This is a genomic window from Vibrio sp. 14G-20 (assembly GCF_026241515.1).
Classification (GTDB): domain Bacteria; phylum Pseudomonadota; class Gammaproteobacteria; order Enterobacterales; family Vibrionaceae; genus Vibrio.
Genome location: NZ_JAPHPW010000005.1, coordinates 43,181 through 65,941, shown reverse-complemented (window position 1 = coordinate 65,941; position 22,761 = coordinate 43,181). Strand labels below are relative to the sequence as shown.

Annotated in this window: 15 protein-coding genes; 8 read left to right on the top strand and 7 right to left on the bottom strand. The window is 46.5% G+C overall.

Features of this window, described 5'->3' with window-relative positions; translation table 11 throughout:
* The first annotated feature begins 34 nt into the window (after window positions 1-34).
* From OQJ75_RS05985 to OQJ75_RS05970, 4 genes are read left to right on the top strand one after another with little or no spacing between them, the layout of a single operon-like run.
* A complete protein-coding gene (locus OQJ75_RS05985) occupies window positions 35-922 on the top strand; it encodes an ABC transporter six-transmembrane domain-containing protein (protein ID WP_265971922.1) in 888 nt (295 codons plus the stop codon).
* Window positions 912-2,087: an efflux RND transporter periplasmic adaptor subunit gene (locus tag OQJ75_RS05980; protein WP_265971924.1), complete on the top strand. Its 1,176-nt coding sequence runs from the start codon at window positions 912-914 to the stop codon at window positions 2,085-2,087. Before OQJ75_RS05985 ends, OQJ75_RS05980 begins: the two co-directional genes overlap by 11 nt.
* Complete coding sequence (locus tag OQJ75_RS05975) at window positions 2,084-5,251, top strand: efflux RND transporter permease subunit (protein WP_265971926.1); 3,168 nt, start codon at window positions 2,084-2,086, stop codon at window positions 5,249-5,251. Before OQJ75_RS05980 ends, OQJ75_RS05975 begins: the two co-directional genes overlap by 4 nt.
* Window positions 5,248-6,279 carry a helix-turn-helix transcriptional regulator gene (locus tag OQJ75_RS05970; protein ID WP_265971927.1) on the top strand — a complete coding sequence of 344 codons (1,032 nt, stop codon included), beginning with the start codon at window positions 5,248-5,250 and terminating at the stop codon, window positions 6,277-6,279. Before OQJ75_RS05975 ends, OQJ75_RS05970 begins: the two co-directional genes overlap by 4 nt.
* A gap of 91 nt (window positions 6,280-6,370) precedes the next feature.
* Here OQJ75_RS05970 and fruA read toward each other — a convergent pair whose 3' ends face one another.
* Genes fruA through fruB form a run of 3 tightly spaced genes read right to left on the bottom strand, consistent with a single transcriptional unit; the run spans window position 6,371 to window position 10,249 of the window.
* Window positions 6,371-8,113, bottom strand: coding sequence for a PTS fructose transporter subunit IIBC (gene fruA / locus OQJ75_RS05965; protein WP_248393093.1), 1,743 nt, complete (start codon window positions 8,111-8,113; stop codon window positions 6,371-6,373).
* A gap of 15 nt (window positions 8,114-8,128) precedes the next feature.
* Window positions 8,129-9,106: a 1-phosphofructokinase gene (pfkB, locus tag OQJ75_RS05960; RefSeq protein WP_265971928.1), complete on the bottom strand. Its 978-nt coding sequence runs from the start codon at window positions 9,104-9,106 to the stop codon at window positions 8,129-8,131.
* Between the two features lie 9 nt (window positions 9,107-9,115).
* The gene (fruB, locus tag OQJ75_RS05955) at window positions 9,116-10,249 is read right to left on the bottom strand and encodes a fused PTS fructose transporter subunit IIA/HPr protein (protein ID WP_136996423.1); all 1,134 of its coding nucleotides are present in this window, start codon (window positions 10,247-10,249) and stop codon (window positions 9,116-9,118) included.
* 373 nt (window positions 10,250-10,622) lie between these two features.
* On the opposite strand from fruB, the gene cra reads away from it, so the two are divergent.
* Window positions 10,623-11,627, top strand: coding sequence for a catabolite repressor/activator (gene cra, locus OQJ75_RS05950; RefSeq protein WP_265971930.1), 1,005 nt, complete (start codon window positions 10,623-10,625; stop codon window positions 11,625-11,627).
* A gap of 32 nt (window positions 11,628-11,659) precedes the next feature.
* Here the strand turns inward: cra and OQJ75_RS05945 are convergent, their stop codons facing one another.
* From OQJ75_RS05945 to nirB, 4 genes are all read right to left on the bottom strand, one after another.
* On the bottom strand, window positions 11,660-13,450 hold the full coding sequence (locus OQJ75_RS05945) for a bifunctional protein-serine/threonine kinase/phosphatase (RefSeq protein WP_265971931.1): 1,791 nt from the start codon (window positions 13,448-13,450) through the stop codon (window positions 11,660-11,662).
* Between the two features lie 147 nt (window positions 13,451-13,597).
* Window positions 13,598-15,067 carry a NarK family nitrate/nitrite MFS transporter gene (locus tag OQJ75_RS05940; protein ID WP_265971932.1) on the bottom strand — a complete coding sequence of 490 codons (1,470 nt, stop codon included), beginning with the start codon at window positions 15,065-15,067 and terminating at the stop codon, window positions 13,598-13,600.
* Between the two features lie 141 nt (window positions 15,068-15,208).
* Entirely contained in the window at window positions 15,209-15,553 is a 345-nt protein-coding gene (gene nirD, locus OQJ75_RS05935) for a nitrite reductase small subunit NirD (RefSeq protein ID WP_102315612.1), read from the bottom strand.
* A gap of 59 nt (window positions 15,554-15,612) precedes the next feature.
* Window positions 15,613-18,195 carry a nitrite reductase large subunit NirB gene (nirB, locus tag OQJ75_RS05930; RefSeq protein WP_265971934.1) on the bottom strand — a complete coding sequence of 861 codons (2,583 nt, stop codon included), beginning with the start codon at window positions 18,193-18,195 and terminating at the stop codon, window positions 15,613-15,615.
* 472 nt (window positions 18,196-18,667) lie between these two features.
* Between nirB and OQJ75_RS05925 the strand changes: the two genes are divergently transcribed.
* The 3 genes from OQJ75_RS05925 to OQJ75_RS05915 all read left to right on the top strand — a co-directional run bounded on the left by OQJ75_RS05925 (window position 18,668) and on the right by OQJ75_RS05915 (window position 22,758).
* The gene (locus OQJ75_RS05925; protein ID WP_265971935.1) at window positions 18,668-21,250 is read left to right on the top strand and encodes a molybdopterin oxidoreductase family protein; all 2,583 of its coding nucleotides are present in this window, start codon (window positions 18,668-18,670) and stop codon (window positions 21,248-21,250) included.
* Window positions 21,251-21,541: 291 nt separating this feature from the next.
* A complete protein-coding gene (locus tag OQJ75_RS05920) occupies window positions 21,542-22,018 on the top strand; it encodes a hypothetical protein (protein ID WP_265971936.1) in 477 nt (158 codons plus the stop codon).
* A 137-nt stretch (window positions 22,019-22,155) separates the two neighbouring features.
* Entirely contained in the window at window positions 22,156-22,758 is a 603-nt protein-coding gene (locus OQJ75_RS05915) for a DUF922 domain-containing protein (RefSeq protein ID WP_265971938.1), read from the top strand.
* Window positions 22,759-22,761: the final 3 nt, after the last annotated feature.

Below are 22,761 nucleotides of genomic sequence, written 5' to 3'. Positions count from 1 at the left end.
GATACTGGCGCCATATTCATTTATGGGTTCAATAATGCTATTCAAACATCCCATCTCTCTGCTAACGATTATTCGGCTGAATCCATTAAAGGTCGCTGCGACTTGGTTAATGGTTTTGGCTGAAAACGTGATGCTTATTCTGTTGCCATTGTTTATTGGTTACGCCATCGACGGCGTCTTAAACCAAATCTTCCAGCCTTTGATGATGCTGGCCGCGATCCTTTTTGTACTGGTGATCATCAGTGTCGTTCGTCGTTTTTACGATACCCGTGTGTATGGTGCGATTCGTGTAAAACTGGCGAATATCGTGGAGCGAAACCTACGTGGCTTATCTGTATCAACCAAAGATGCTCGACTCACCATGTCACGTGAGCTGGTCGATTTCTTAGAAGACGATTTACCCGCTTTGATGACGGCTGTGGTTCAGCTTGTTGCGACTGTGGTGATTCTCTCTACGTTTCACTTCTCATTGGCGCTTTGCATGTTGTTTGCTGGGCTGTCGATGCTTGCGATTTATGGTGTGTTCCACCGAACCTTCACGCGGCTAAACGGCCAATTTAACGACCAAGTTGAACAGCAGGTTCAGTTGCTGAGCGGCGTTCGCTTGTCTGCACTTCGTTGGCATTTTGAGCGACTTAAACAGTGTGAAATCAAACTCTCAGACACCGAAGCAATTGTTTATGGACTAATTTTTACTATTTTGTTTGGTGCTGTAGTCGGCAATTTGTGGATGGTGAGTCAGCTTATTCAGCCGACTGCAGGGCAAGTGTTCTCAATCGTTACCTACTCATTGGAGTTTGTTGAAACTGCAGTGATGCTGCCAATTACGCTGCAAACCCTTTCTCGTCTTACTGAAATCAGTCAGCGACTCAATCATACCTCTGTCCAACAGGCTACCAAGGAGATGCCTTATGAAGTTTAAAAAGCCACTTTCGGTATTAGTCGGTTGTGTGGCTATCTTTGTCGCCTTGGTTGTTGTCGATGAATTGGAACCCGAGGCAGCGGAACCTGTGAAGAAACAAGCAGTACTGGCACCGGTTTCTGTATTGGAGGTGACACCTTCGCAGCACGAACCGACGTTAACGGTACTAGGCTTAACCGCTGCTCGCTGGCCAATTCAACTTAAAGCGTCGAGTAGTGCGCAACTAAAATGGCTGAATGAAAACATTGAACCAGGACAATTAGTGAATAAGGGTGATGTGTTGGCGAGGCTAGATACCAGCGCTGTTGATGCGAACTTGGCGCAAGCGTTAAGTGTGTTAAAGCAAGCGGAGCTGGAATTGAAACAGGCTAAGCATGAACAAACTGTCGCTCTCAAAATGCTCAACCCAAAAACAAGTTCGTCTTTTGCACGCAGAGAGCCTCAAGTGCTTGCAGCGAAAGCTAACCTGCAACAAGCCAAACAGGCGTATGTCAGTGCGCAGAAGTTGGTGGAAGAGTCAGTGATTACCGTGCCTTTTGATGCGGTTGTTATGAAGCGCCACATTAGCCCAAGAGAGTGGGTAGAGGCGGGGCAAGTGACCTTTGAGTTGGCCGCCAGTGATTCGATTGATATTGAGCTTCCAATCTCTGAAATGCATTGGCAACAAGTACAAGCAGCCTTGGTTAAGCCAAGTATTCGTGTCGTGAGTCGTTCTGGGAATCAATGGCCAGCGAAAGTGCGTTATGTGTCGCCGGAAGTCGATTCGGTGACTCGTCAAAGACAAGTAGTGCTATCGGTTGAAAACCCTTACCAAGACAAACCAAGGCTTTTCCCTAATCAGCAGGTTCAGGCTGTGGTTAACCTCGGTCTACAAGATGACGTCGTAAGCGTACCTCTGAGCGCGATGACTCGAGACGGGTATGTGTGGACGTTAGACACAAAAGATCGTTTACGAAAAGAGTCGGTAACACTTATTGGGCAAGGCAGCCAAGAGCTTGATATTCGCTTCAATGATCGAAGTGATAAGGCTCGCCGCGTGGTGCAATATCCACTTTCTTCAATGCTAATTGGTAAGCAAGTCACGCCTAGATTCAATGAAGTTCATTCTGGAGCAATGCTCGCGGGTAAATCTGATGTAGCACAGATTAAGGAATCAAACCAATGAGTTGGATGACCAAATGGTTCATTAACAACCCAGTCGCTGCCAATTTGTTGATGATGGCGATTGTTATCAGTGGTGTTCTGGCGTTTGGTCAACTGCGTGTCGAGTCGTTCCCGCAAATCGCGCCATCATCAATCAGTATTACTGTGGCTTATCCTGGCGGTACTGCACAACAGATTGATGAGAGCGTGACGCAACGAATCGAAGAGTCGATCAGCGGCATTGCTGGCATTAAGCAGATCACCAGCCAATCGAGTGCTGGCGTGTCTCGGGTCGTGGTGCGTAAAACCAGCAGCACAGACTTAGACAAGCTGTTGGATGACATTCGTAACCAAGTTAACGCCATCAATGGCTTTCCAGTTCAAGCAGAAAGACCGCAAGTGGTGCGCAATGAATTTACCAATTTAGCCGCGTTTGTGGTGGTATCAGGTCCAAGAACCGATGACGAGCTGCAACCTATCGCTAAGCAGCTCGAACAAGCGCTGAAGAAGAACCCTCAAATATCAAAGGTATCAAATTGGGGAACTCGAATGCCTCAGTTGGTTATCGAGCCAGACCCAGACCAACTGAAAGCGTTAGGGCTTAGCTTGGAAGAGCTGGCAGGTTTAGTTGAGCAGCGTTCGCTTGAGTCTCGCAGCGGTGAGCTAATAAGTGACAAAGGCCGGATGGTGATTCGTGGTGACGGTTACGCCGATGATTTGCAGAAGCTGAATCAGCTAGTCGTGATTTCGGGAAGTAACGGAAAAATACACTTGGGAGACATTGCCAAGCTGACCAGTGGTTACCAATATAGTGGCTCTATCGTGCGTAACAACGGTTCCAATGCCATTGCTTTATTGGTCAGTACTAGCCAATCCGACAATCTACTTAAAGTCAGTGAAGCGATCAGCGAAACATTGGATGCGCAACGAGCGATTCTGCCGTCGGATATTGAGCTAAATACCATGGCTGACATGGCACCTTACATTGAAGAGCAGCTGTTTCGTTTGAGCGAAAACGCATGGCAAGGCTTGTTAATCGTGCTGATTTTGCTTGGGATTTTCCTTGAGATTAGGCTCGCGTTCTGGGTCGCGATGGGGATCCCGATTGCGCTCACAGGAACCCTAGCTGCAATGCAGCTTTTTAACTACAGCATCAACGACATCACCTTGTTTGGCTTTATCTTGGTGCTCGGTGTGCTGGTGGATGATGCGGTTGTCGTCGGGGAAGCGATACACGAAAAACGGACGGGAAATCCTAGTCATTCCGGTACTTCAAAGCTAAACGGCTCCTCAAATATAAACGGAAAGACCGCTGCTTGGCAGGGCGTGCATTCCGTGTTAGTGGCAACCGTGTTTGGTGTGCTGACAACCATCGCTGCATTCTCTCCCATGCTATGGATTAACAATGAGTTAGCCAAGGTGCTTGCTGGGTTTTCGGCAGTGGTGATCTTCGCTTTGATCTTCTCGCTGATTGAGAGCAAATTTATTCTACCTTCACACTTGGCTCAGCTCTCTGTGAAAAAGCCATCTACTAGTATTTTTGCCAAGGTTCAGAATGCGGCTCAAGGTGGCTTGCAGTGGTGCAATCTCAGACTCTATAAGCCGGTATTGGAGTTTGCACTTGGCTACAAAGTCGCGTCCCTGCTTGGGTTTGTGGCAGCTATCTCACTGGCTTACGGTATGTGGTCTAACGGTGCGATTCGAAGTGCGCTGTTCCCTGAAATTCCGGGGCGTTACATCACAGCGGTGATTGAGCTAGAAGACGGTGCGCCGTTGCCACTGCAGCGCCAAGCTTTGTTGCAAGTAGAGCAAGCAATGACACAGGTAGAAAAAGGCTTGATGGACGATTATCCGTTACAAGAGAAGCCCGTGGTGAATCTACTTGCGTGGTCTGATGGCTATGGTGAAATTGAAGTGACCGCTGAACTTACCCATGAATCTTTAAGCTTATTGCCGGGTAACTTACTGCTTAAGCGATGGCGAGAGAGTGCAGGGCAAATCGAAGGCGCTTACTCGGTTAAATTCAGTGCAGCAGAGGAGCCTGCTGGTGGCACATTCTTAACGATCTCTTCTAATGACCGTGAGTTGGCTTCTCGTGTCAGTGAACAGTTAGCGGATGCTTTAGCGTCGTTGAAAGGTGTTTCAGATGTTTACGACGATGGTCAGGACGGTTTACCGCAAGTTCGTTTGGTGTTGAATCAATATGGTCAGCAACTAGGGTTAACTCAAGCCACACTAGCACAGCTTGCCGGGGAGGCGTTTGGCGAAAGGGAAGTACATCGTCTGTTAGAAAATGGGCAAGAGACCAAGGTACTGCTGCAATATCCAAGAGATGAGCGTAGAACCTTAGCTCAGCTAGAACAAGCCATCATTATGTTGCCGAACGGTGGCAGTGTGATGATGGGCGATATTGCTGAGTTCCGCCACGAGCAAGAGCCGCAAGTGGTTTACCGCCGCGACCGAGAGCAAGTGATTAACCTCTATTGGAAGCAAAACCGTGACCTACAATCACCAGAGAAAACACGTGAGCAACTTGAAGATACGATTGAGTCTCTGCACCAACAATATCCAAGCGTAACCATTAAAGCAGGCGGTGAGTTTGAAGAGATAGGGGAAGTGTCGGATGGTTTTAAATCGGCAATGATTCTGACTTTGCTGATGATCTACATCTTGTTGGCCGTGCCTTTGAAGTCCTATTGGCAGCCAATGATCATCATGGCGGTCATACCGTTCGGGTTCGCAGGCGCTATTTTTGGTCACTACTTAATGGATTTGCCGATCAGCATTCTCTCTATGTTCGGCATGATGGCCATGACGGGTATCGTGATTAACGACTCCTTGGTACTGATCACTCGCTTTAATGCTGAATATCGCCAAGGCGTGCCATTACAGAAAGCGTTAGTGATTGCCGGTACCAGTCGTTTGAGAGCGATCTTCTTAACCACGATAACCACTGTGTGCGGGTTGTTGCCCTTGCTAAGTGAAACTGCGGAACAAGCGCAATACTTAAAGCCTGCGGCGGTGTCGTTGGTGTTTGGTGAACTGTTTGCCACTGCGGTAACGCTGATTTTGATCCCCGTGCTGCTTGGCCTGTTTTGCCGTAAGCCGCCTCAGGTTGAAAATCTAATTGAAAAAGAATCTGGCGAACAAGATTCATTAGAAGCACTCAGTTTGGAGCGCACATGATTGATTTTATAAAGGACAAAGACGATAGTGAAGCCAAGCGATCGAATCCAATCAAGTCGACAGAGACAAGAGCTTCTATGCCTAACAAAGACCGTATGACGCAACAGAGCAAACCTGACTATCAATTGGTGCCCGGTTTTAAACTCGTGCCAGAGATCGCATTGATTGAATCTTTGCCAGAGCACCTTCAAAAACGCTTTAGCCATGCTCTTACCTTAATGCATGAAGAGTGGGGTGAACGTCGTACGTGGGAAGAGATCGCAACGGAGAGCGCAATTTCTCCTTATCACTTTCATCGTCAATTTACTGAGCTGTTCAATGAAACACCGGGTCAGTATCTGAGTCGCGTTCGATTACAAATCGCAGTGGGCTTGCTGATCAATGATGAGCCGTGGAGCGTGATAGAAATAGCTCAGTATTGTGGCTTTTCATCGTCACAGTCTTTAGGTAAGGCACTTAAGCGTGAATTAGGGGTTACCGCAAAGCACATTCGAGAAATGGGCTACAACGCGACACCTAAGGAGACGGCGGATTTCATTCAGAGATTGGCGCATCCGGGTGTGCAGTCTTCGATGGAAAAAGAACTGGTTAAGTCGATGCCGACCGAGTTGGTTTGGTATCCAGAGCGCGGTATGCAGAAGCTCAAATTGGACGATCCTGATTGGGATACTGTGTTTGAGATCTATGGCCAAAAATCGACACAACTCATGGGCACCACACCAATAAAACAGATGAGGAACAAGTGGGACGATATCGACGCTGAAATCGGTAATTGGCAAGTCGCCAGAGACCGTTACGACAAGATCGTTCCAGAAGGTTACTACTTATGTAGCGATGTTTATCTGGTTTCAGATGTGGCTTATAGCACAGCCTTAGAAGCGTTATTTAATGCGGTTAAGCAGCAAGGTTTGCAGTTAGATGTGAATGGCTATTTGGTGGAGATGATTCGCCACATAGATGATGACGATGTGGAAGGGGTAACTTTCTCTTTCCAGCTACCTGTTTTGACCGTTTCAGACAACGAATAACAAAAAGGCTCCTCAAATGAGGAGCCTTTATTCTGTTTCAAGGAACAGTTTATCAAGAGTCTCTGTTTATCATCTAAACAGAGTAGGGGGATTAAGCCTCTGCAGTCACTTTAGAATCGCTCATCTTTTTAAGAGCAGCGTAACCAAAGCCTGTTACCGCTGTACCTGCTGCAATCGCCACTAGGTACATAAGTACTGGAGAGATAGCGCCAGGAATCAGTAGTACGAATAGACCGCCGTGTGGAGCCATAAGCTGTGCACCGAACATCATTGATAGAGCGCCCGTTAGTGCACCACCTGCCATACAAGCTGGGATAACACGCATTGGATCTTTCGCTGCGAATGGAATTGCACCTTCAGATATGAAGCATAAGCCAAGAACGAATGATGCTTTACCCGCTTCACGCTCGCCTGCTTCAAACTTGTCTTTCACTAGGAAAGTCGCAAGGCCCATACCTAGAGCTGGAACCATACCTGCTGCCATGATTGCTGCCATTGGTGCGTAAGTTTGCGAAGCCAGCAGACCAACACCGAATGTGTAAGCTGCTTTGTTTACAGGGCCACCAAGGTCGAAACACATCATAGCGCCTAGAATAACACCCAGAAGAATCGCATTAGACGTTCCCATGTTGTTTAGGAAAGTTGTCATTGCGCTCATCACGCCAGAAACAGGGCCACCCACGATGTAAACCATCACCAAACCAGTGAACAAACTCGCGATAAACGGAATGATCAGGATTGGCTTGAGGGCTTCCATGGATTGTGGAAGTTGAACCTTGTCGGCAATGAATTTCGCTGCGTAACCGGCAATGAAACCCGCTGCGATACCACCTAGGAAACCTGCGCCCGTTGAGCTAGCCAACATACCGCCGATTAGACCTGGAGCCAGACCCGGACGGTCAGCAATTGAGAATGCAATGAAACCAGCAAGAACAGGAATCATTAGAGCGAATGCAGAACCACCACCGATAGTCATCAGTGCTGCTGCTAGTGTGCCTTCTTCTTTAAACGCTTCGATACCGAATACGAAAGAAAGAGCGATGATCAAACCACCCGCAACAACTACAGGAAGCATGTGCGATACACCTGTCATTAGGTGCTTGTACACGCCTTTCTTCTCGTCAGCAGGCGCTGAATTTGAAGAAGCTGTGTGTTGGTATGGTTTAGCTTCTGCAAATGCTTTTTCCATCTCTTGCTTTGTTTTCTTCAAAGCAGGGCTTGTTGTTGTTTTGTATAGCGCTTTGCCGTTAAAACGATCCAGTGGAACGTCGATATCTGCTGCGATGATAACAAGATCAGCGTCTGCGATTTCTTGGTCTGTCAGTTGGTTTTTCGCACCTACAGAGCCACGAGTTTCTACTTTAATTTCGTGACCTAGGCGTTTGCCTTCTGCTTCAAGCGCTTCAGCCGCCATAAAGGTGTGTGCAACGCCAGTCGGACAAGCGGTAATCGCTACGATTTTTTTGCTGCCTGTTGCTGGAGAAGTACCGGTCACTTCAACAGTGCTTGCAACTTGAGAAGCGTCTAATACTGTTGCTTCTGCTGCCGCTTTCTCTAGAAATGCTTTTGCATCTGCAGTGCATTCAGAGATAGCCGCTTGGTACACTTTCTTGCCGACAAAGCGCGCTTTATCAACGTTGGTGTTGGCTGCGATAACCACAACGTCGCTGCTGTCGATGGTGTCTTGCGATACGGTTGAGTCAGGTAGCACGCTTGATTGACATTCAATAGCGGCGTTCCAACCCAGTGCTTTTGTCGCTTGCTCTAACAAGCCTGCGGCGATGATGCTGTTTGCTACGCCACTAGGGCAAGCTGTGATAATGGTAATATTCATAATAAACCTTTTGTCCTATTTGCTTATGTCTAACTGGCTAGTTGGAGCACTAAGCGACTGTAATTGGATATTTTGTAGTACTGAATCCAGCTCTTGTTGGCTGGTGATGCCCACGCCTACCTGTGAAACTGCTAGAGCAGATAGGGCAGTGGCGAATTTAATAAGTTCTGGTTTTGGCATTTGTTGCATGTGACCCCAACATAGGCCTGCGACTAATGTGTCACCTGCGCCTACCGTGCTCACCACTTGCATACGCGGCGGTTGAGCATGTAACCATTCACTTTGGTTAAGCCACATCACGCCTTCTGCGCCAAGTGATACCACGATGTTATCGATGCCTTTTTCACTTAGGGCTTGGCCTGCGTGTTGGCATTGGTCACGTGTTGTCAGTTCTGCGTTGAAAAGCTGAGACAGCTCTTCATCATTTGGCTTAATTAACCAAGGCTGTGCATTGATACCGGCTTTAAGTGCGTCACGGCTGCTGTCGAACAGCACCTTTTTATCTAGGTCACGCAAGCGTTGTACCCAAGAAGCGCAAAGCTCAGGGGAGATACCTTGTGGCAAGCTGCCTGCAATCACGAAGTAATCGTGCGTTTCAGCCAGTTCTAACAAGGTTTCTTCAAACGCTTTAATCGCGTCTGTATCAACAGGAACACCTGGGAAATTGATGTCGCTTACTTGGCCTGAGTTCTCTACTAATTTCACGTTGATGCGAGTCGCACCGTCGACACGGATAAAGCGGTCAGTTGCGCCCATTTGTTCGAACAGTTGGCAGAACGCTTCTTCGTTATTGCGACCAAGGAAGCCTGTCACGGTCACTTTCGCACCAAGCTCTGAAAGTACTTTTGCTACGTTTACGCCTTTGCCCGCTGCATGCAGAGAGCCTTTGTTTACTAGGCTTACTGAACCCACGTTAAGTGCGTCGATAGCGCCAGTCAGGTCGAGAGCAGGGTTTAGCGTAACGGTAACGGCTTTGATTTGTTTATTAGACATATCGATTCCTTAACCTTCGCCAAGGCCTGAAGCGATAGCTTTACCAATCGATTCAAGTGCTTGTGCTGCATCGTCACCTTCAGCAACAAACTGAAGCTGGTGGCCGTGTTTAACGCCAAGTGCGATTACTTTCATCAAGCTCTTCGCGTTTACTTCTTTTCCGTCGCCATCTAGGTTTGAAACGCGGATTGTTGATTCGAATTTCTTCGCTTCAGCAACCAACATTGCACCCGGGCGAGCGTGTAGGCCGTGTGCGTTTTTGATTTTGAATACTGCGCAGTTGTCATCGTCTTGAGACGCTGTAGATACCGCTTCGCCTTTTAGAAGGCCAATCACTTGTGCAATATCAGCGGTTAACAGTTGTTGCTGTTTACCTTCGAAAACCATCTTGCTTAGGTTTGCCAGAATAGATTGGTGCGCGCTGTTACAAGCGGCGAATGCAACAAGTGCTTTAACAGGTGTGCCTTCGTACTCACAATGGTTGGCTGTTGATACAAACGATACGCCAGTGCGAGTTACGCCTTTATCACTGCCTAATAACCACAGGCCTTGGCCTAGGTGAGTCGGTGTTTTTGTTACTAGGTCAGCAACGAATGCGTTGTCTGTACAACCTGTGTTCTTAAGTAGGCCGCCCGCCACTGCCGACATTTGAACCATGTCGCTCGCAGGGAACAGTAGCTGAACTAAAGAAGCGTCTAGGTCTGCTTCTAGTTGAACTTCGCCGTTAAGTAGGGCGATGATTTCGTCTTCTGATTTCGCTTGCTTTAATTTCTCTTCAACACCGTCTGCTGCTAGCACTTTCGTTAATTGCTTAAGGATGCCTAAGTGCTCGTCAGATTTTGCGGCAATACCAATAGCTACGTAAACACGGTTGCCGTCTGCCCAATCAATACCTTCAGGGAAGTGGTGTACCGCAACGCCTGTCTCTTTCACTAGGCCACGAGTGTCAGTGGTTCCGTGAGGAATCGCGATGCCGTTACCTAGGAACGTAGAGTTCTGGTTTTCACGGTTCAGCATTCCTTCAACGTAGCCAGAGTCAACTAAGCCTTTCGCGGTTAGGTCGCCAGCAATGTTCTGGATAGCTTTGAATTTGTCATCGGCCGTTTGACCAAGAGTGATGTCAGATTTTGATAATTTAAGCATGGTGCCTCTTTAGCGTATCGCTTGAGAATTTGTGTATCGCTACGATTCAGTCTAGAGCAAGATTCATGGAGCTTAACTCTTTGCTTTATGCTTGCTGAATCGGTTCAGCATTCAATGTAAAAAAATTCAGCAAAGCCAATTCTGTTAACCAAAATAGTTTTGCTGCGTGTCGTAATTTCAGTTTCCTTAATAACGAGAAATCGAATCACGACAAATGACGCTCAATCCATTCAAAAGGATGATTGAAGTCACTTTTCAGATTTTGCTGAATCCTTTCAGCTTTTATACTGAATCGATTCAGCATATAATTCAACTAATCCAAGGATCAGAAGATTGGTTATATGATCCTACGCACAAAATACAGGTCACCCATATGACACTAGATGAAATTGCCAAACTAGCCGGTGTGTCGAAAACCACGGCCAGTTATGTCATCAACGGCAAGGCGCAGAAATACAGAATCAGTGAAAAGACTCAGCAGAAAGTCATGGCGGTTGTGGAAGAATATAACTACCGACCAGACCATGCTGCTTCGTCGCTGCGTGCTGGTAATAGCCGTTCATTTGGTTTGATTATTCCTGATCTGGAAAACAGCAGTTACGCGCGTTTAGCAAAACTGATCGAGCAGAACTCACGTAAAGTGGGCTATCAAATCCTGATTGGTTGCTCTGATGATGATGCTGAAACCGAACGCAAAGTAGCAGAAGCGTTGGTGAGCCGTCGTATCGATGCCTTGCTTGTTGCGAGCTCAATGCCAGACGCCAATGAGTTTTACTTAAAGCTGCAAAGTTCGGGCACGCCTGTGATTGCGATTGACCGTCCGTTAGATGATGAGCATTTTGCTTGTGTAATCAGTGAAGATTTCGAAGCCGCATTTGAACTGACTCATTCGATTCTTGATGACAGTATTCATAGTGTTGGCTTGATAGGCGCACTACCTGATTTAAATATCTCACGTGAACGTCAGTTAGGTTTTGAAGCGGCAAATAAAGCCCACACACAACAAACAAGGCGAGCAGAAAACAAGCCGATGGTTGTGGGTTATGGTGAGCACTTTGACAGAGAATCTGGACGCGAGGTTTTTGAAGAGTGGATTGCAAAAGGCACGGTTCCCGATGCGATTGTCACTATGTCTTACACCTTACTAGAAGGTGTATTGGATGTGATGGTCGAAAAGCCAGAGCTGATCAACCAGGTGAAGCTAGCAACCTTTGGTGATAACCGTTTATTGGATTTCTTACCTTTTAAAGTCCATTCACTACCTCAGCAATTCGAAGTGATTGCCGACAGCGCTTTTGCACTTGCTTTGAACGCGTCAGCTAAGCGCTATCAAGCTGGTATTGAGTTAGTGCCGAGAAGCTTAGTAAAACGAGGCTAGCTTTCATTTAACCATTATTCAGAGCTTAACCGTTAACTAGAACCAAGCAATAAGCCCATTTCTACAATGGCAACAATGCCGAGCAACAAAGCCAACACTTTCCAAAACTGGATAGGGTTTCGGTTTATCAAAGGTTGTTTGGCTTTGCTTTTCACCAAGCTTTGGTTTGGTGTGTAAAGGTCTGCCACAAAATCCCCCAACACTTGATGGCGCTCGCTTGGCGATTCCGCGCAGGCTTTTTGTAACACCAAATCCACCCAAGCCGGTATATCAGCACGCTTTTGCGTGAGTGGTTGGTATTCCCACTGATGATGACGAGATTGCTTGAGCGATTGTGCCGTCATTTCAGAGTAGGGCAGTTCGCCTGTCAGCATCTCATAGCCGATCACTGCGATAGAGAACAGATCCGAGCTTGTGGTGGCCGTGTTGTGCTTAATGGTTTCCGGTGCGATGTAATTCACCGCGCCCAGTGGTGTCGAGTCTTGTTCTGAGTGTTCTCCCTCTTCAAGGCCTCTTACTAACACCGCACCAAGGTCGATGATTTTTACCTCACCATCATGCTGAATCATGATGTTCTCGGGCTTTAAGTCTCGGTGCACCATGTCTGCACGTTGTAATACGCGAATGCCCTGTGTGATCTTTTCTAATATCTCACGAACTTGTTTGAGTGAAGGCTTTGGATTGTCGTACATCCATTGTCTTAGCGTGATGCCTTCTACCCACTCACAGATTTGATATAAGAATTGCGAGTTCTCTGGCGTCGGGTAAACCTTCATTACTCTCTTATTTTTTAACAAGATCCCCGCCCATTGTTCATTAAAGAAGGCACGAAGTTGCGAAGGGCTATCGTGATACTGAACGGAAGGGACTTTCAGCACGAACTCGGTTTGGGTCTCTTTCTGCATCACACGATACACATGGCTTCTGGAGCCTGCATATAACACCTCAAGGACCATAAAGTTGTCGATGCTTTGGCCAAGTTTTAGCGCTGGTGGAATCGCGCGTTTAGCCAGCTTTTCATGGAATTCAATGAGCGAAGGTTTAGGCAGATGACTGACTTGCACAATCAAGCAGCTCACGTTGTCTGAGCTATTGTGGCTTAAAGCAGTGTTACAGATGGTTTGTGCTGCGTATTCGAAATCCGCTCCAGGCTTATTGATGTGTTCCTTGAAGGTGTTGGGGGAGACAAACTCATGCACCCCATCAGATGTCAGGATAAAGCAGTCGTTTTTCTTGATAGGCAGGGTTTGATAGTCAACGTTGAGTTGGTTGTCCATGCCTAAGGCACGTGTTAGATAATGCTTCTGCCCCATATTTTTACGCGTGTGATCGCGTGTCAGTTGGCGTAATTCTCCATCTCTCAATAGATAAATACGACTATCGCCAACATGGAATATATGCGCGGTGTTCGATTTGAGTATCACGCTGCTGAACGTCGAAACGAGGGCATTGTGGTTCACTTGTTGTGCGGGATGAATATTAGAAACAGACGTGTTGAAGAGCCAAGAATTGAGTGAAGTTAAGACTTTCTGTGCCGAGCGTTGAATGCTCCAGCTTTGGGGAGTGGCGTAATAGTCGTCGATAAACTGCATCACGCTGGTGTGACTGGCTTTCTGGCCATGCTCACTGCAACTTGCGCCGTCTGCTATGCAGGCAACACTGCCTTTCAACTCTTGTTCCGCGCGAGTTCTGGGGTGTTTTACAATGATGGCATCTTGGTTTTCATCACGTACGCCTTGATTCGAATAACCACCAAACTTAAGCGTTAACTGGTTGTTTGATTCTGGCGAGATGATTTGCCCTTGGCTGAATGAAATTGTCATAACTGGTCTTCTTCTTAACTGCTCTTCTTTCCGCTTCCTTGACAGAACATCCTCGGAAGAACAAAAGCTCTAGTGAACGTAGAGCCTCTGAACGAAGCACCAAAGCGGTGATACCAACCTTGGTGCTTCTCCCGATTCAATGAGTGGTTAGCTCGATACGTTAATCAAGGTCACGCTACCGTCGTCATTCACTTCAGCAATTTGGCCGTTAGGCTCTTCCATGAACATCAGAGTAACGAAGCCGAGTACCGCTGTTCCTGCAATTACTAAGAAGAAGGTTTGGTAACTTACGAATGACAGCACGGTTAGGTAAACTACCGCCCCCACGTTACCGTAAGCACCCGTCATACCTGCAATCTGACCTGTCATACGACGCTTGATTAGAGGTACCGTTGCGAATACTGCACCTTCACCCGCTTGTACGAAGAAAGAACACGCCATCGCCGCGACAACCGCTAGCCATACAGGCCATGTGCTGTCAACTTGACCCATTGCGAAGTAACCCATAGCAAGACCAATCGTTAGAATAAGCAGTGTTGGTTTACGACCGAATTTATCTGAAATCCAACCACCACCTGGGCGAGACATTAGGTTCATAAAGGCATAAGCTGACGCAACCATACCAGCAAGAACTGGTGTTAATTCAAAGGTTTCAGAGAAGAACAGAGGCAACATAGAAACTACCGCTAGCTCAGAACCAAATGTCGCGAAGTACAATACGTTAAGTACCGCAACTTGCTTGAATTTGTACTGGTGAATCTCTGGCACTTCTTCTTTAAATACGTTCTTGTTTACTTTCCAAACTTGCGACACTTCGTACACGTAAAGCGCAGCCAAACCTGCATACACAGAGTAAACTGCCATGTCAGACAACATGTTGATGTTGCTTGGTGATAGCTTCCAAGTCAGTAGTGCTAAAGCGGCATACATTGGGATCTTCATAATAAGTAGGAAGAAAAAGTCACCCTTTGATGTCACTTCCATCGCCGTTACTTGAGCAGGCTTGAAGTAAGTCGAACCTTTTGGTGTATCTGACACGTTTTTGTAGAAGATAAACGAGAACGCTAAGCTCATTGCGCCAGTAATACCGACCGCATAACGCCAGCCGTCTTCACCACCAAAAGCTAGAGCGAGAGTTGGAAGCGTGAATGCTGCAGCTGCTGAACCGAAGTTACCCCAGCCACCATAAATGCCTTCAGCTGTACCCAATTCATTGTGTGGGAACCACTCAGACACAAGACGAATACCAACCACGAAGCCAGCACCGATGAAACCTAATAGGAAACGTGCAATCGCCGCTTGAATGAAAGAGTCTGCCAGAGCAAACATAAAACAAGGGATAGAACAGACCGCGAGTAGTGAAGAGTAGACCAACCTTGGGCCGTATCTGTCGGTTAGCATGCCTATTGCGACACGTGCCGGAATGGTTAAGGCAACGTTGAGAATAAGGAGTGTTTTGATCTCTTCAGTGGAAAGACCAAGCGAGGTTTTTACCATTTGCAGTAGTGGAGCAAAGTTGAACCATACAACAAAGGTGATAAAAAATGCCATCCAACTTAGGTGTAAGGTTTTCATCTTACCCGTAAATGAAAGCAGCGAAAATTTTGTGTTATCCATGGTTTAAATCCTTTAAATCTGGAAAATTACCCGGTTTTAGCTCGTGCGTTACTTCCGAAATTCGAACGCATTCATGTGGCTAAACCCTATGCCGAAATTGCTCACGCTTTAAAGCGTTTGCAGGATGATGTCGGCTGTTTATTAACTGGCGATAGCAAGAGGTGCGAGAACTTGTACATGTTCACCTTGCTTGCGAACTTCAAATTTCATGAGCTTGAGTTCTGGTTGTTCAAGGCACGCGCCAGTTTCTAAGTGGAAATGCTGCTTGTATAAGGGTGAGGCTACGTAAGGCTCACCGCTTAATGAACCAATTATACCACGTGACATCACATTCGCTTTGCCGATAGGGTCGTAATTAGAGAGCCCATAAAGCGTGTCGCTGCGCTTGCAGTAAAAAATAGCCACTTGGTTATCGTCTACTTTGGCGCAAATCCCCCCATTTGGGGTTAAGTCCCGGGTGCTACATACGGTTGTCCAATTTTCCATGACTTTCTCCTAGTCTAAAATTGAGTTTTTTATTTTTTTATTGATGAACCTGATGAAATTTATGAAACCTCAGTCACTTCGATTTGGTCTGCTTTAGCGAGCTTTTCATCGCGTTTTGAATTCGAAGCATCACTCAAGCTCGGCTTAGGAAAACGTTGCTCTCGCTCTTTGATGAAAGAGAGACTAGTGTCCATTTCTTCACTGTTGATGTAGTGCTGGAAGCGCTTCATCTTCTCAGGGTTTTCAATGGTAGTTTTCCATTCACACTGGTACTTCTCGATATTGAGTGCGATGTCAGCTTCGAGTTCTTCAGCTACGTTGAGCTTGTCTTCAATCACGACTTGCTTGAGGTATTCAATGCCGCCTTCGAGGTTCTCCATCCATACCGATGTACGCTGTAGGCGGTCTGCGGTACGGGTGTAGAACATCAAAACGCGGTCGATGTATTTAAGGAGGGTGGTTTCGTCTAAATCAGTGGCGAATAGGTCACCATGGCGAGGGCGCATACCACCGTTACCACAGATGTAGAGGTTCCAACCTTTGTCGGTAGCGATAATGCCAAAGTCTTTTGATTGGGCTTCTGCACATTCACGAGTACAGCCTGAAACCGCAAACTTAATCTTGTGTGGTGAACGCAGGCCTTTGTAGCGGTTTTCAAGTCGAATCGCTAAGCCGACACTGTCGTCGACACCGTATCGACACCAAGTGCTACCGACACACGATTTCACGGTACGAACCGATTTACCGTAGGCGTGGCCCGTTTCAAAACCTGCGTCAATCAGCTTTTTCCAGATGATAGGCAGTTCGTTAAGCTGTGCGCCAAACAAGTCGACACGTTGGCCACCTGTGATTTTGGTATACAGGTCGAACTCTTTAGCGACTTCGCCAAGCACGATCAATTTATCTGGTGTGATTTCACCGCCAGCAATACGTGGAACCACAGAGTAGGTGCCGTCTTTTTGCATGTTGCCAAGATAGATGTCGTTGGTGTCTTGTAGCTCGATATGTTGATCTTCAAGGATGTAATCGTTCCAGTACGAAGCCAGAATCGAACCGACGGCGGGTTTACACACAGTACAACCCAATCCGTTTCCATGAGAATCTAACAGCTCATCGAAGGTCTTGATTTTGTTGACGCGGATGATGTCAGTCAGCTCTTGGCGAGAATAAGCAAAGTGCTCACAGATATCGTTAGAGACTTCCACACCTAGGTTACTCAGTTCGCTATCGAGAACTTGTTTAGCCAGGGCAGAACAACCACCACAACCAGTTGAAGCGTTGGTGGTTTCTTTTAGAGCCGCCATCGTGGTGCAGCCAGCAGATACTGCGTCTTTAATGTCGCCTTTGGTCACATCAAAACATGAACAGATCACAGCGCTATCAGGCAGAGCTTCAACACCCATAGCGGAGCCAGAATCATCGGCCACGTTAGGTAAAATCAGCACGGATGGGTTTTCAGGAAGGGGCATATCGTTTTGCTTGATTTGCAGTAGCGAGCCGTAGGCTTCTGCGTCACCGACCAGTACTGCACCAACAATCTTTGTGCCGTCAGCCGAAATGATCAGGCGCTTATAAACTTGTTCAATTTCATCGTTGTAGGTATACGATTGAGCGCCTTCCGTCTTGCCGTGTACTTCGCCAATACTGGCAACATCGACGCCAAGCAGCTTGAGCTTAGTGCTCATGTCAGCGCCCGTGAATGCAGCGTCGTCAGTACCATCAGAGACAATATGCGAAGCTGCAATTTTTGCCATCGAATAACCGGGAGCGACTAAGCCAAAAATCTTGTTATCCCAAAGTGCACATTCACCAATGGCATAGACGTTGTCGATATTGGTTTGGCAGTGATTGTTGATCACGATACCGCCACGTTCGCCAATCTCGACATCAGAGCTTCTTGCTAGCTCATCTTGAGGGCGAATACCGGCAGAGAACACGATCATATCGGTTTCTAAATGGGTGCCATCGGCGAAGTTCATACGGTAGCGAGCGTTTTCACCGTCGACTATTTCCGAGGTCGCTTTCTCGGTATGAACTTGCACACCAAGGTCTTCAATCTTTCTGCGCAGTAGGGCACCGCCACCGTCATCTAATTGAACGGCCATTAGGCGAGGCGCGAATTCAACCACATGGGTTTCCAAACCAAGGTTTTTGACTGCGTTTGCGGCTTCTAAGCCCAGCAGGCCACCACCAATCACCACGCCCGATTTGCTACCTTTACTTGAGAGCTCAATGGCGTCTAAGTCTTCGATGGTGCGATAAACGTGACAGTGTTCTTGGTCGTTACCGGGAATAGGGGGAACAAAAGGGAAAGAGCCCGTCGCCAAGATTAGCTTGTCGTAACTTTCAACATGACCACTTTCAGTGATGACTTGTTGATTGGCGGTGTCTAGCTTGGCAACCTTTTGGTTCAACAAGTAGTTCACGCCGTTGCTTTGGTAATATTCTTCACTGGTCAATGACAGGTCATCAGCGCTTTTACCATTAAAGTAAGCCGTCAGCTGAACACGGTCGTAGGCCAGCCTTGGTTCTTCACTAAAAGTAATAACATCAAACTCATCACTCTCTGATTGCAGGATGTTGTCGATAAATTTGTGTCCAACCATGCCGTTACCAACAACGACGATTTTCTTCTTGCTCATAGTCCATTCCTTATTCTCGGCGTCACCATCACTAGCATCTAATTTCTAGTAATTAGCAGATGAATACCGGGTTGAGATTCCACTCAATTCATAATCATCAAGAAAAACAAAAATGTTTTTTCTAAGTCTTGGTTTTTAGTAGAGCAAGGAGGATGCCAGATTACGGTTCGTTCATTTAAATAAAAATTAAATTTTAATTTTCAGTAGTTTAAAAAATATGGCTAGCACGCAATTACCCCTAAAGTGGTATGTAAATTTTTTGTTAGATTTATATAAATGAGCGTTTGTGGTGCAACTTTCTGCAAGATGGTGCAAAAATTAAGTTTTTATCCTAGCTAAATTCTGATTGGTTCATTGTTGATATTTATGCTTTTATTAACCTGTTGTTTTTAAATGAAAATATTTCAAATCTATCGGCTGTTATTAAGTGGCGTGTTATTTGCTTGGTTTAAGTTATTACAATTATGGGTAATTGAGCGAGAAACGGATGACCGATTCAAACAACGGCTGGATAAAATCAACCTGTGCTTATTGTGGTGTAGGTTGTGGAATAGAAGCGAGACCGACATCGCTAGGAAAACTAGAAGTGCGTGGTGATAAAGATCATCCATCAAACTATGGAAAGCTATGCACTAAAGGGGTTGCGCTCGGCGACACCGTCACGCCTTTAGGTCGTCTTACACAGCCTGCTTATATTCAGAATAAACAAAAACAAGAGTTAGATTGGAACAGTGCCACTCAGTTGGTCGCAGATAAATTCAATCAAGCTATCGAAGAGTTTGGGTCCGATTCGGTTGCGTTTTATGTGTCTGGCCAACTGCTTACCGAAGACTATTATGTTGCCAATAAACTGATGAAAGGCTTCATTGGTAGTGGCAACATCGACAGCAATTCTAGGTTATGTATGGCTTCAACCGTGGTCGGGCATAAGCGAGCATTTGGCGCAGACACAGTACCGGTTTGCTACGAAGATCTCGAGCAAGCCGATTTAGTCGTGATTACAGGTTCCAACCTAGCATGGTGTCACCCGGTACTTTTCCAAAGATTAAGAGCCGCGAAACAAGCCAACCCTGCATTGAAAGTTATCGTCATCGACCCGCGTTATACCGACACCTGCGAAATTGCAGACATTCACTTAGCATTGGAATCCGGCTCAGATGTAGCACTGTTCAATGGTTTATTAGGCTATCTTGACGATAACGACAAGCTAGATTCAGACTACATAGAAAACCACACTCAAGGCTTTACTGAATCGATTCGATCTGCGACTCAATACCGTTATACCGAGTCAGGCTGGGGCGACAAAAGCGTTCCTGAGCTCACCGGTTTAACAGAGCCGCAGCTAAAACAGTTCTACAGTTTGTTTGCATCGAACGAGAAGGTGCTGACCATTTACTCTCAAGGCGTGAACCAATCTACACAAGGGTGTGACAAGGTAAACGCCATTATTAACTGCCATTTAGCGACCGGAAAAATCGGTAAGCCGGGCATGGGTCCATTTTCTGTAACGGGTCAGCCAAATGCGATGGGTGGACGTGAGGTGGGCGGTTTAGCTAATACTTTAGCGGCGCACTTTGAATTTGGTGACCCGCAATCACACCAAACCGTCAGCGAGTTTTGGCAAACCGACACCTTAGCCACACATGCAGGTTTAAAAGCGATTGACCTGTTCGATGCTATGAATGAAGGCAAAATCAAAGCGGTGTGGATCATGGCGACCAACCCAGTAGTGAGCTTGCCTGACAGCGAAAAGATCAAAGCGGCATTAGAGAAGTGCCCATTTGTGGTGGTGTCTGATTGTATTGCCGATACGGAAACCACTCGCTTGGCTGATGTGGTACTGCCCGCGCAAGGGTGGAGCGAGAAGTCGGGCACCGTGACTAACTCTGAGCGCCGCATCTCACGTCAGCGCCGTATATTACCAAGCCCAGGAGAAGCCAAACCTGATTGGTGGATATTAAAAGAAGTCGCGCAAAAAATGGGATTCAATGAACAGTTTGATTACCGCCACGAAGGAGAGATCTTCAAAGAGTATTGCGAGATGACAGCACTCGGCAATGAAACAGGTAAAACGCGCGACTTGTGCTTAATTGGACTCACGCAACTGGATGAGAAAGGCTATGGCGAACTCACTCCGCAGCAATGGCCAGTATTAGAGTATCAACCAGAGATCATTGAGCAGCGCATGTTCACCAATGGCGAGTTCTTTACTGAATCAGGCAAAGCGCAGTTTATCGCAGTTGAGCACGACAAGCCGATTGCCGATACCAGCCTTGAATTCCCACTAATCATGAACACAGGTCGAATCCGAGACCAATGGCACACCATGAGCCGCACAGGCTTAGCGGCAGGCTTGGGTGAACACACGCCAGAGCCTTTTGTTGCCATGCACCCAGATACGGTTTCAGAACTGAACTTGGATGAATTCGGGCTAGATGCCTTCAACCACGCCACCATTAATTCAGTGGTGAAAGTGCGCAGCGCACAAGGGGAGTGCCAAGCCCGCTTAGTGGTGACCAAAGAGATGCGCCGCGAACAAGTCTTCATGCCTATCCATTGGAATGCCCCGACCGCCAAAGACAGTAAACCATGTGACCTGATCCTACCTCATACCGATGCAGCCTCTGGTCAGCCAGAATTCAAACACACACCTGTAGTGGTTGAGCCGTGTGGCTATCGCAGCGAAGCTGCATTGGTCAGTGACAAAGTGATGGATTGCAGCGGTTTTGATTATTGGGTGCGCCAAAGAGTCGAGGGCGGCTTTCTGTATCGTATCTCATCGTCCAAGAACCCAATGGAGTTGGTGATTCAGCTTGCCAATACCCTTGATGCCTTGCCTGAACCTAACGCGGAGGCAATCAAGTCACTTCATTACCACGGCAATAAATCCTTCAAGAACTACGGCTCTGCCAAGCTGGGTCAGTCTGGCGTAAAGCAAGCTTTCGTGGTGAACAGTAAGCTCGATAACGAAAGCATCGACTGGCTGGTGGAATGCTTAACCCGAGAAGCCGATGAAGAGTTCGAAGCCGAGTTTTTGAGTACAATGGCAAAGTAGCTGACTACCTCTAACCTATTAATACCCCAAGTTAAGCGCCGACAATCACGTCGGCGTTTTTGTTTGAGAATACGACTCTTAACTTATGACAACTCATAGTCTGAATTTCGATTTGTTCACATATTGGTGAGTTTTCTGCATTTTGTCATGTTTGATACAAAGATAAGTAGGTAAGATGATGTTATTAAATGAATTATTTGGCTAGCTGTAGTGTGTCTTGGAAACTAGACAGAATTGTTTCAATGACAAAATTCTGTCTAATATAGCTGTTATACCTATTTAGAGGAAACAATGCAGAATCTGGAAATTACGAACCCAAGAAAAGATTGGGTGATATCTGAAATGTCTTCGCTTATTTCCGAATGGGGGGCTTGGCAAGATGAAGTGGCTCTAATTGAAGACCATCAATATAACAGAAATACTCAATCTTCGGTGTTTGCTGATGGAGAAGAAAACATGAGTAAGCACTCTATTCTGCAAATGAAGACCATAACGTTTCTGGACAATAATATCGCTGGTCATTGGTTCATATGTGGGCGTCAAGGTGAATGTTGTGATCGTACAGACCTTCGGCTTAATGTCAGAGTAAAACATCGTTTACAAGACTTGCGCGAAATAGCGGCTTCTCTGTCATATGCTCATCTAACGGACTCTTACTGGAAGCAAAAAGGTAAGGAGATGATTGACAAGATTGCTGACAAATCACCAGAAGTAGCATTGGAGATAGTGACGGGGTACCTTAAAAATCCGATGAGTAGCGAGCAATAGGTATAACAAATTGCTCAAGTCGACAGCTAACGCTCGGCACTTTTGGTTTGGTTGAGTTTGGTGATTACGTGGCTTTGCTTGAATGTTGTGTTCGTTAGCTGCAACTTAGCAAGGCGCTATATGCTTCAAGGAAGATGATGAAAAAAATAGTACTTTCAATATGTTGCTTAATGGCGTCCAGTCAGGCTGATGCTGACGTCAAGGTGGATTTTCCCTTCCAGAAAAAATTTGAAGTGTATGAGGTTAGCGGGGATAGTGTTGAAGAAATTGAACGCTCATTTAACGCTAGACCTGAGTTTCTCGTAAATGAAGGCTTTGACGGGTACACCGCGTGGAAATATGACTTCAATACGAATGATGAAACTTGTGAAATTAATGAATTTAAGCTGAAAGTTACTTATACACTTCCGAAGTTCGAAATGTCTAAGACTTCAGTTGAATCAGCGGAGGAGTTTCGCCCATATCTAGAAAAGCTCTATCGACATGAGCAGATTCATTGTGCTCTTGCAGTTAAGTCGATGCATGAAATTTATTTAGCTTTCAAAGGTGGGCAGCGCGGAGGGTGCAGTAGTGCTAATGATAGAGTCACTGAACTTGAAAGTTACTTAGTGGAAAGTAATGCGCTGTTTGACGTTTATACATCGCATGGAGAAATTGAATTAGCAGAGTCTCCATTTGGTGAGGAGCCTTACTTAAAAATATGCGAAATACCTTTCGTGCCAATGTCACCACGCATATAACAA

Excerpts from the sequence above, each read along its gene's own strand:
- OQJ75_RS05985 (WP_265971922.1), top strand. The coding sequence starts at position 35 with ATGCTATTCAAACATCCCATCTCTCTGCTAACGATTATTCGGCTGAAT.
- OQJ75_RS05980 (WP_265971924.1), top strand. The coding sequence starts at position 912 with ATGAAGTTTAAAAAGCCACTTTCGGTATTAGTCGGTTGTGTGGCTATC.
- OQJ75_RS05975 (WP_265971926.1), top strand. The coding sequence starts at position 2,084 with ATGAGTTGGATGACCAAATGGTTCATTAACAACCCAGTCGCTGCCAAT.
- OQJ75_RS05970 (WP_265971927.1), top strand. The coding sequence starts at position 5,248 with ATGATTGATTTTATAAAGGACAAAGACGATAGTGAAGCCAAGCGATCG.
- fruA (WP_248393093.1), bottom strand. The coding sequence starts at position 8,113 with ATGAATATTACCATTATCACAGCTTGCCCTAGTGGCGTAGCAAACAGC.
- pfkB (WP_265971928.1), bottom strand. The coding sequence starts at position 9,106 with ATGTCTAATAAACAAATCAAAGCCGTTACCGTTACGCTAAACCCTGCT.
- fruB (WP_136996423.1), bottom strand. The coding sequence starts at position 10,249 with ATGCTTAAATTATCAAAATCTGACATCACTCTTGGTCAAACGGCCGAT.
- cra (WP_265971930.1), top strand. The coding sequence starts at position 10,623 with ATGACACTAGATGAAATTGCCAAACTAGCCGGTGTGTCGAAAACCACG.
- OQJ75_RS05945 (WP_265971931.1), bottom strand. The coding sequence starts at position 13,450 with ATGACAATTTCATTCAGCCAAGGGCAAATCATCTCGCCAGAATCAAAC.
- OQJ75_RS05940 (WP_265971932.1), bottom strand. The coding sequence starts at position 15,067 with ATGGATAACACAAAATTTTCGCTGCTTTCATTTACGGGTAAGATGAAA.
- nirD (WP_102315612.1), bottom strand. The coding sequence starts at position 15,553 with ATGGAAAATTGGACAACCGTATGTAGCACCCGGGACTTAACCCCAAAT.
- nirB (WP_265971934.1), bottom strand. The coding sequence starts at position 18,195 with ATGAGCAAGAAGAAAATCGTCGTTGTTGGTAACGGCATGGTTGGACAC.
- OQJ75_RS05920 (WP_265971936.1), top strand. The coding sequence starts at position 21,542 with ATGCAGAATCTGGAAATTACGAACCCAAGAAAAGATTGGGTGATATCT.
- OQJ75_RS05915 (WP_265971938.1), top strand. The coding sequence starts at position 22,156 with ATGAAAAAAATAGTACTTTCAATATGTTGCTTAATGGCGTCCAGTCAG.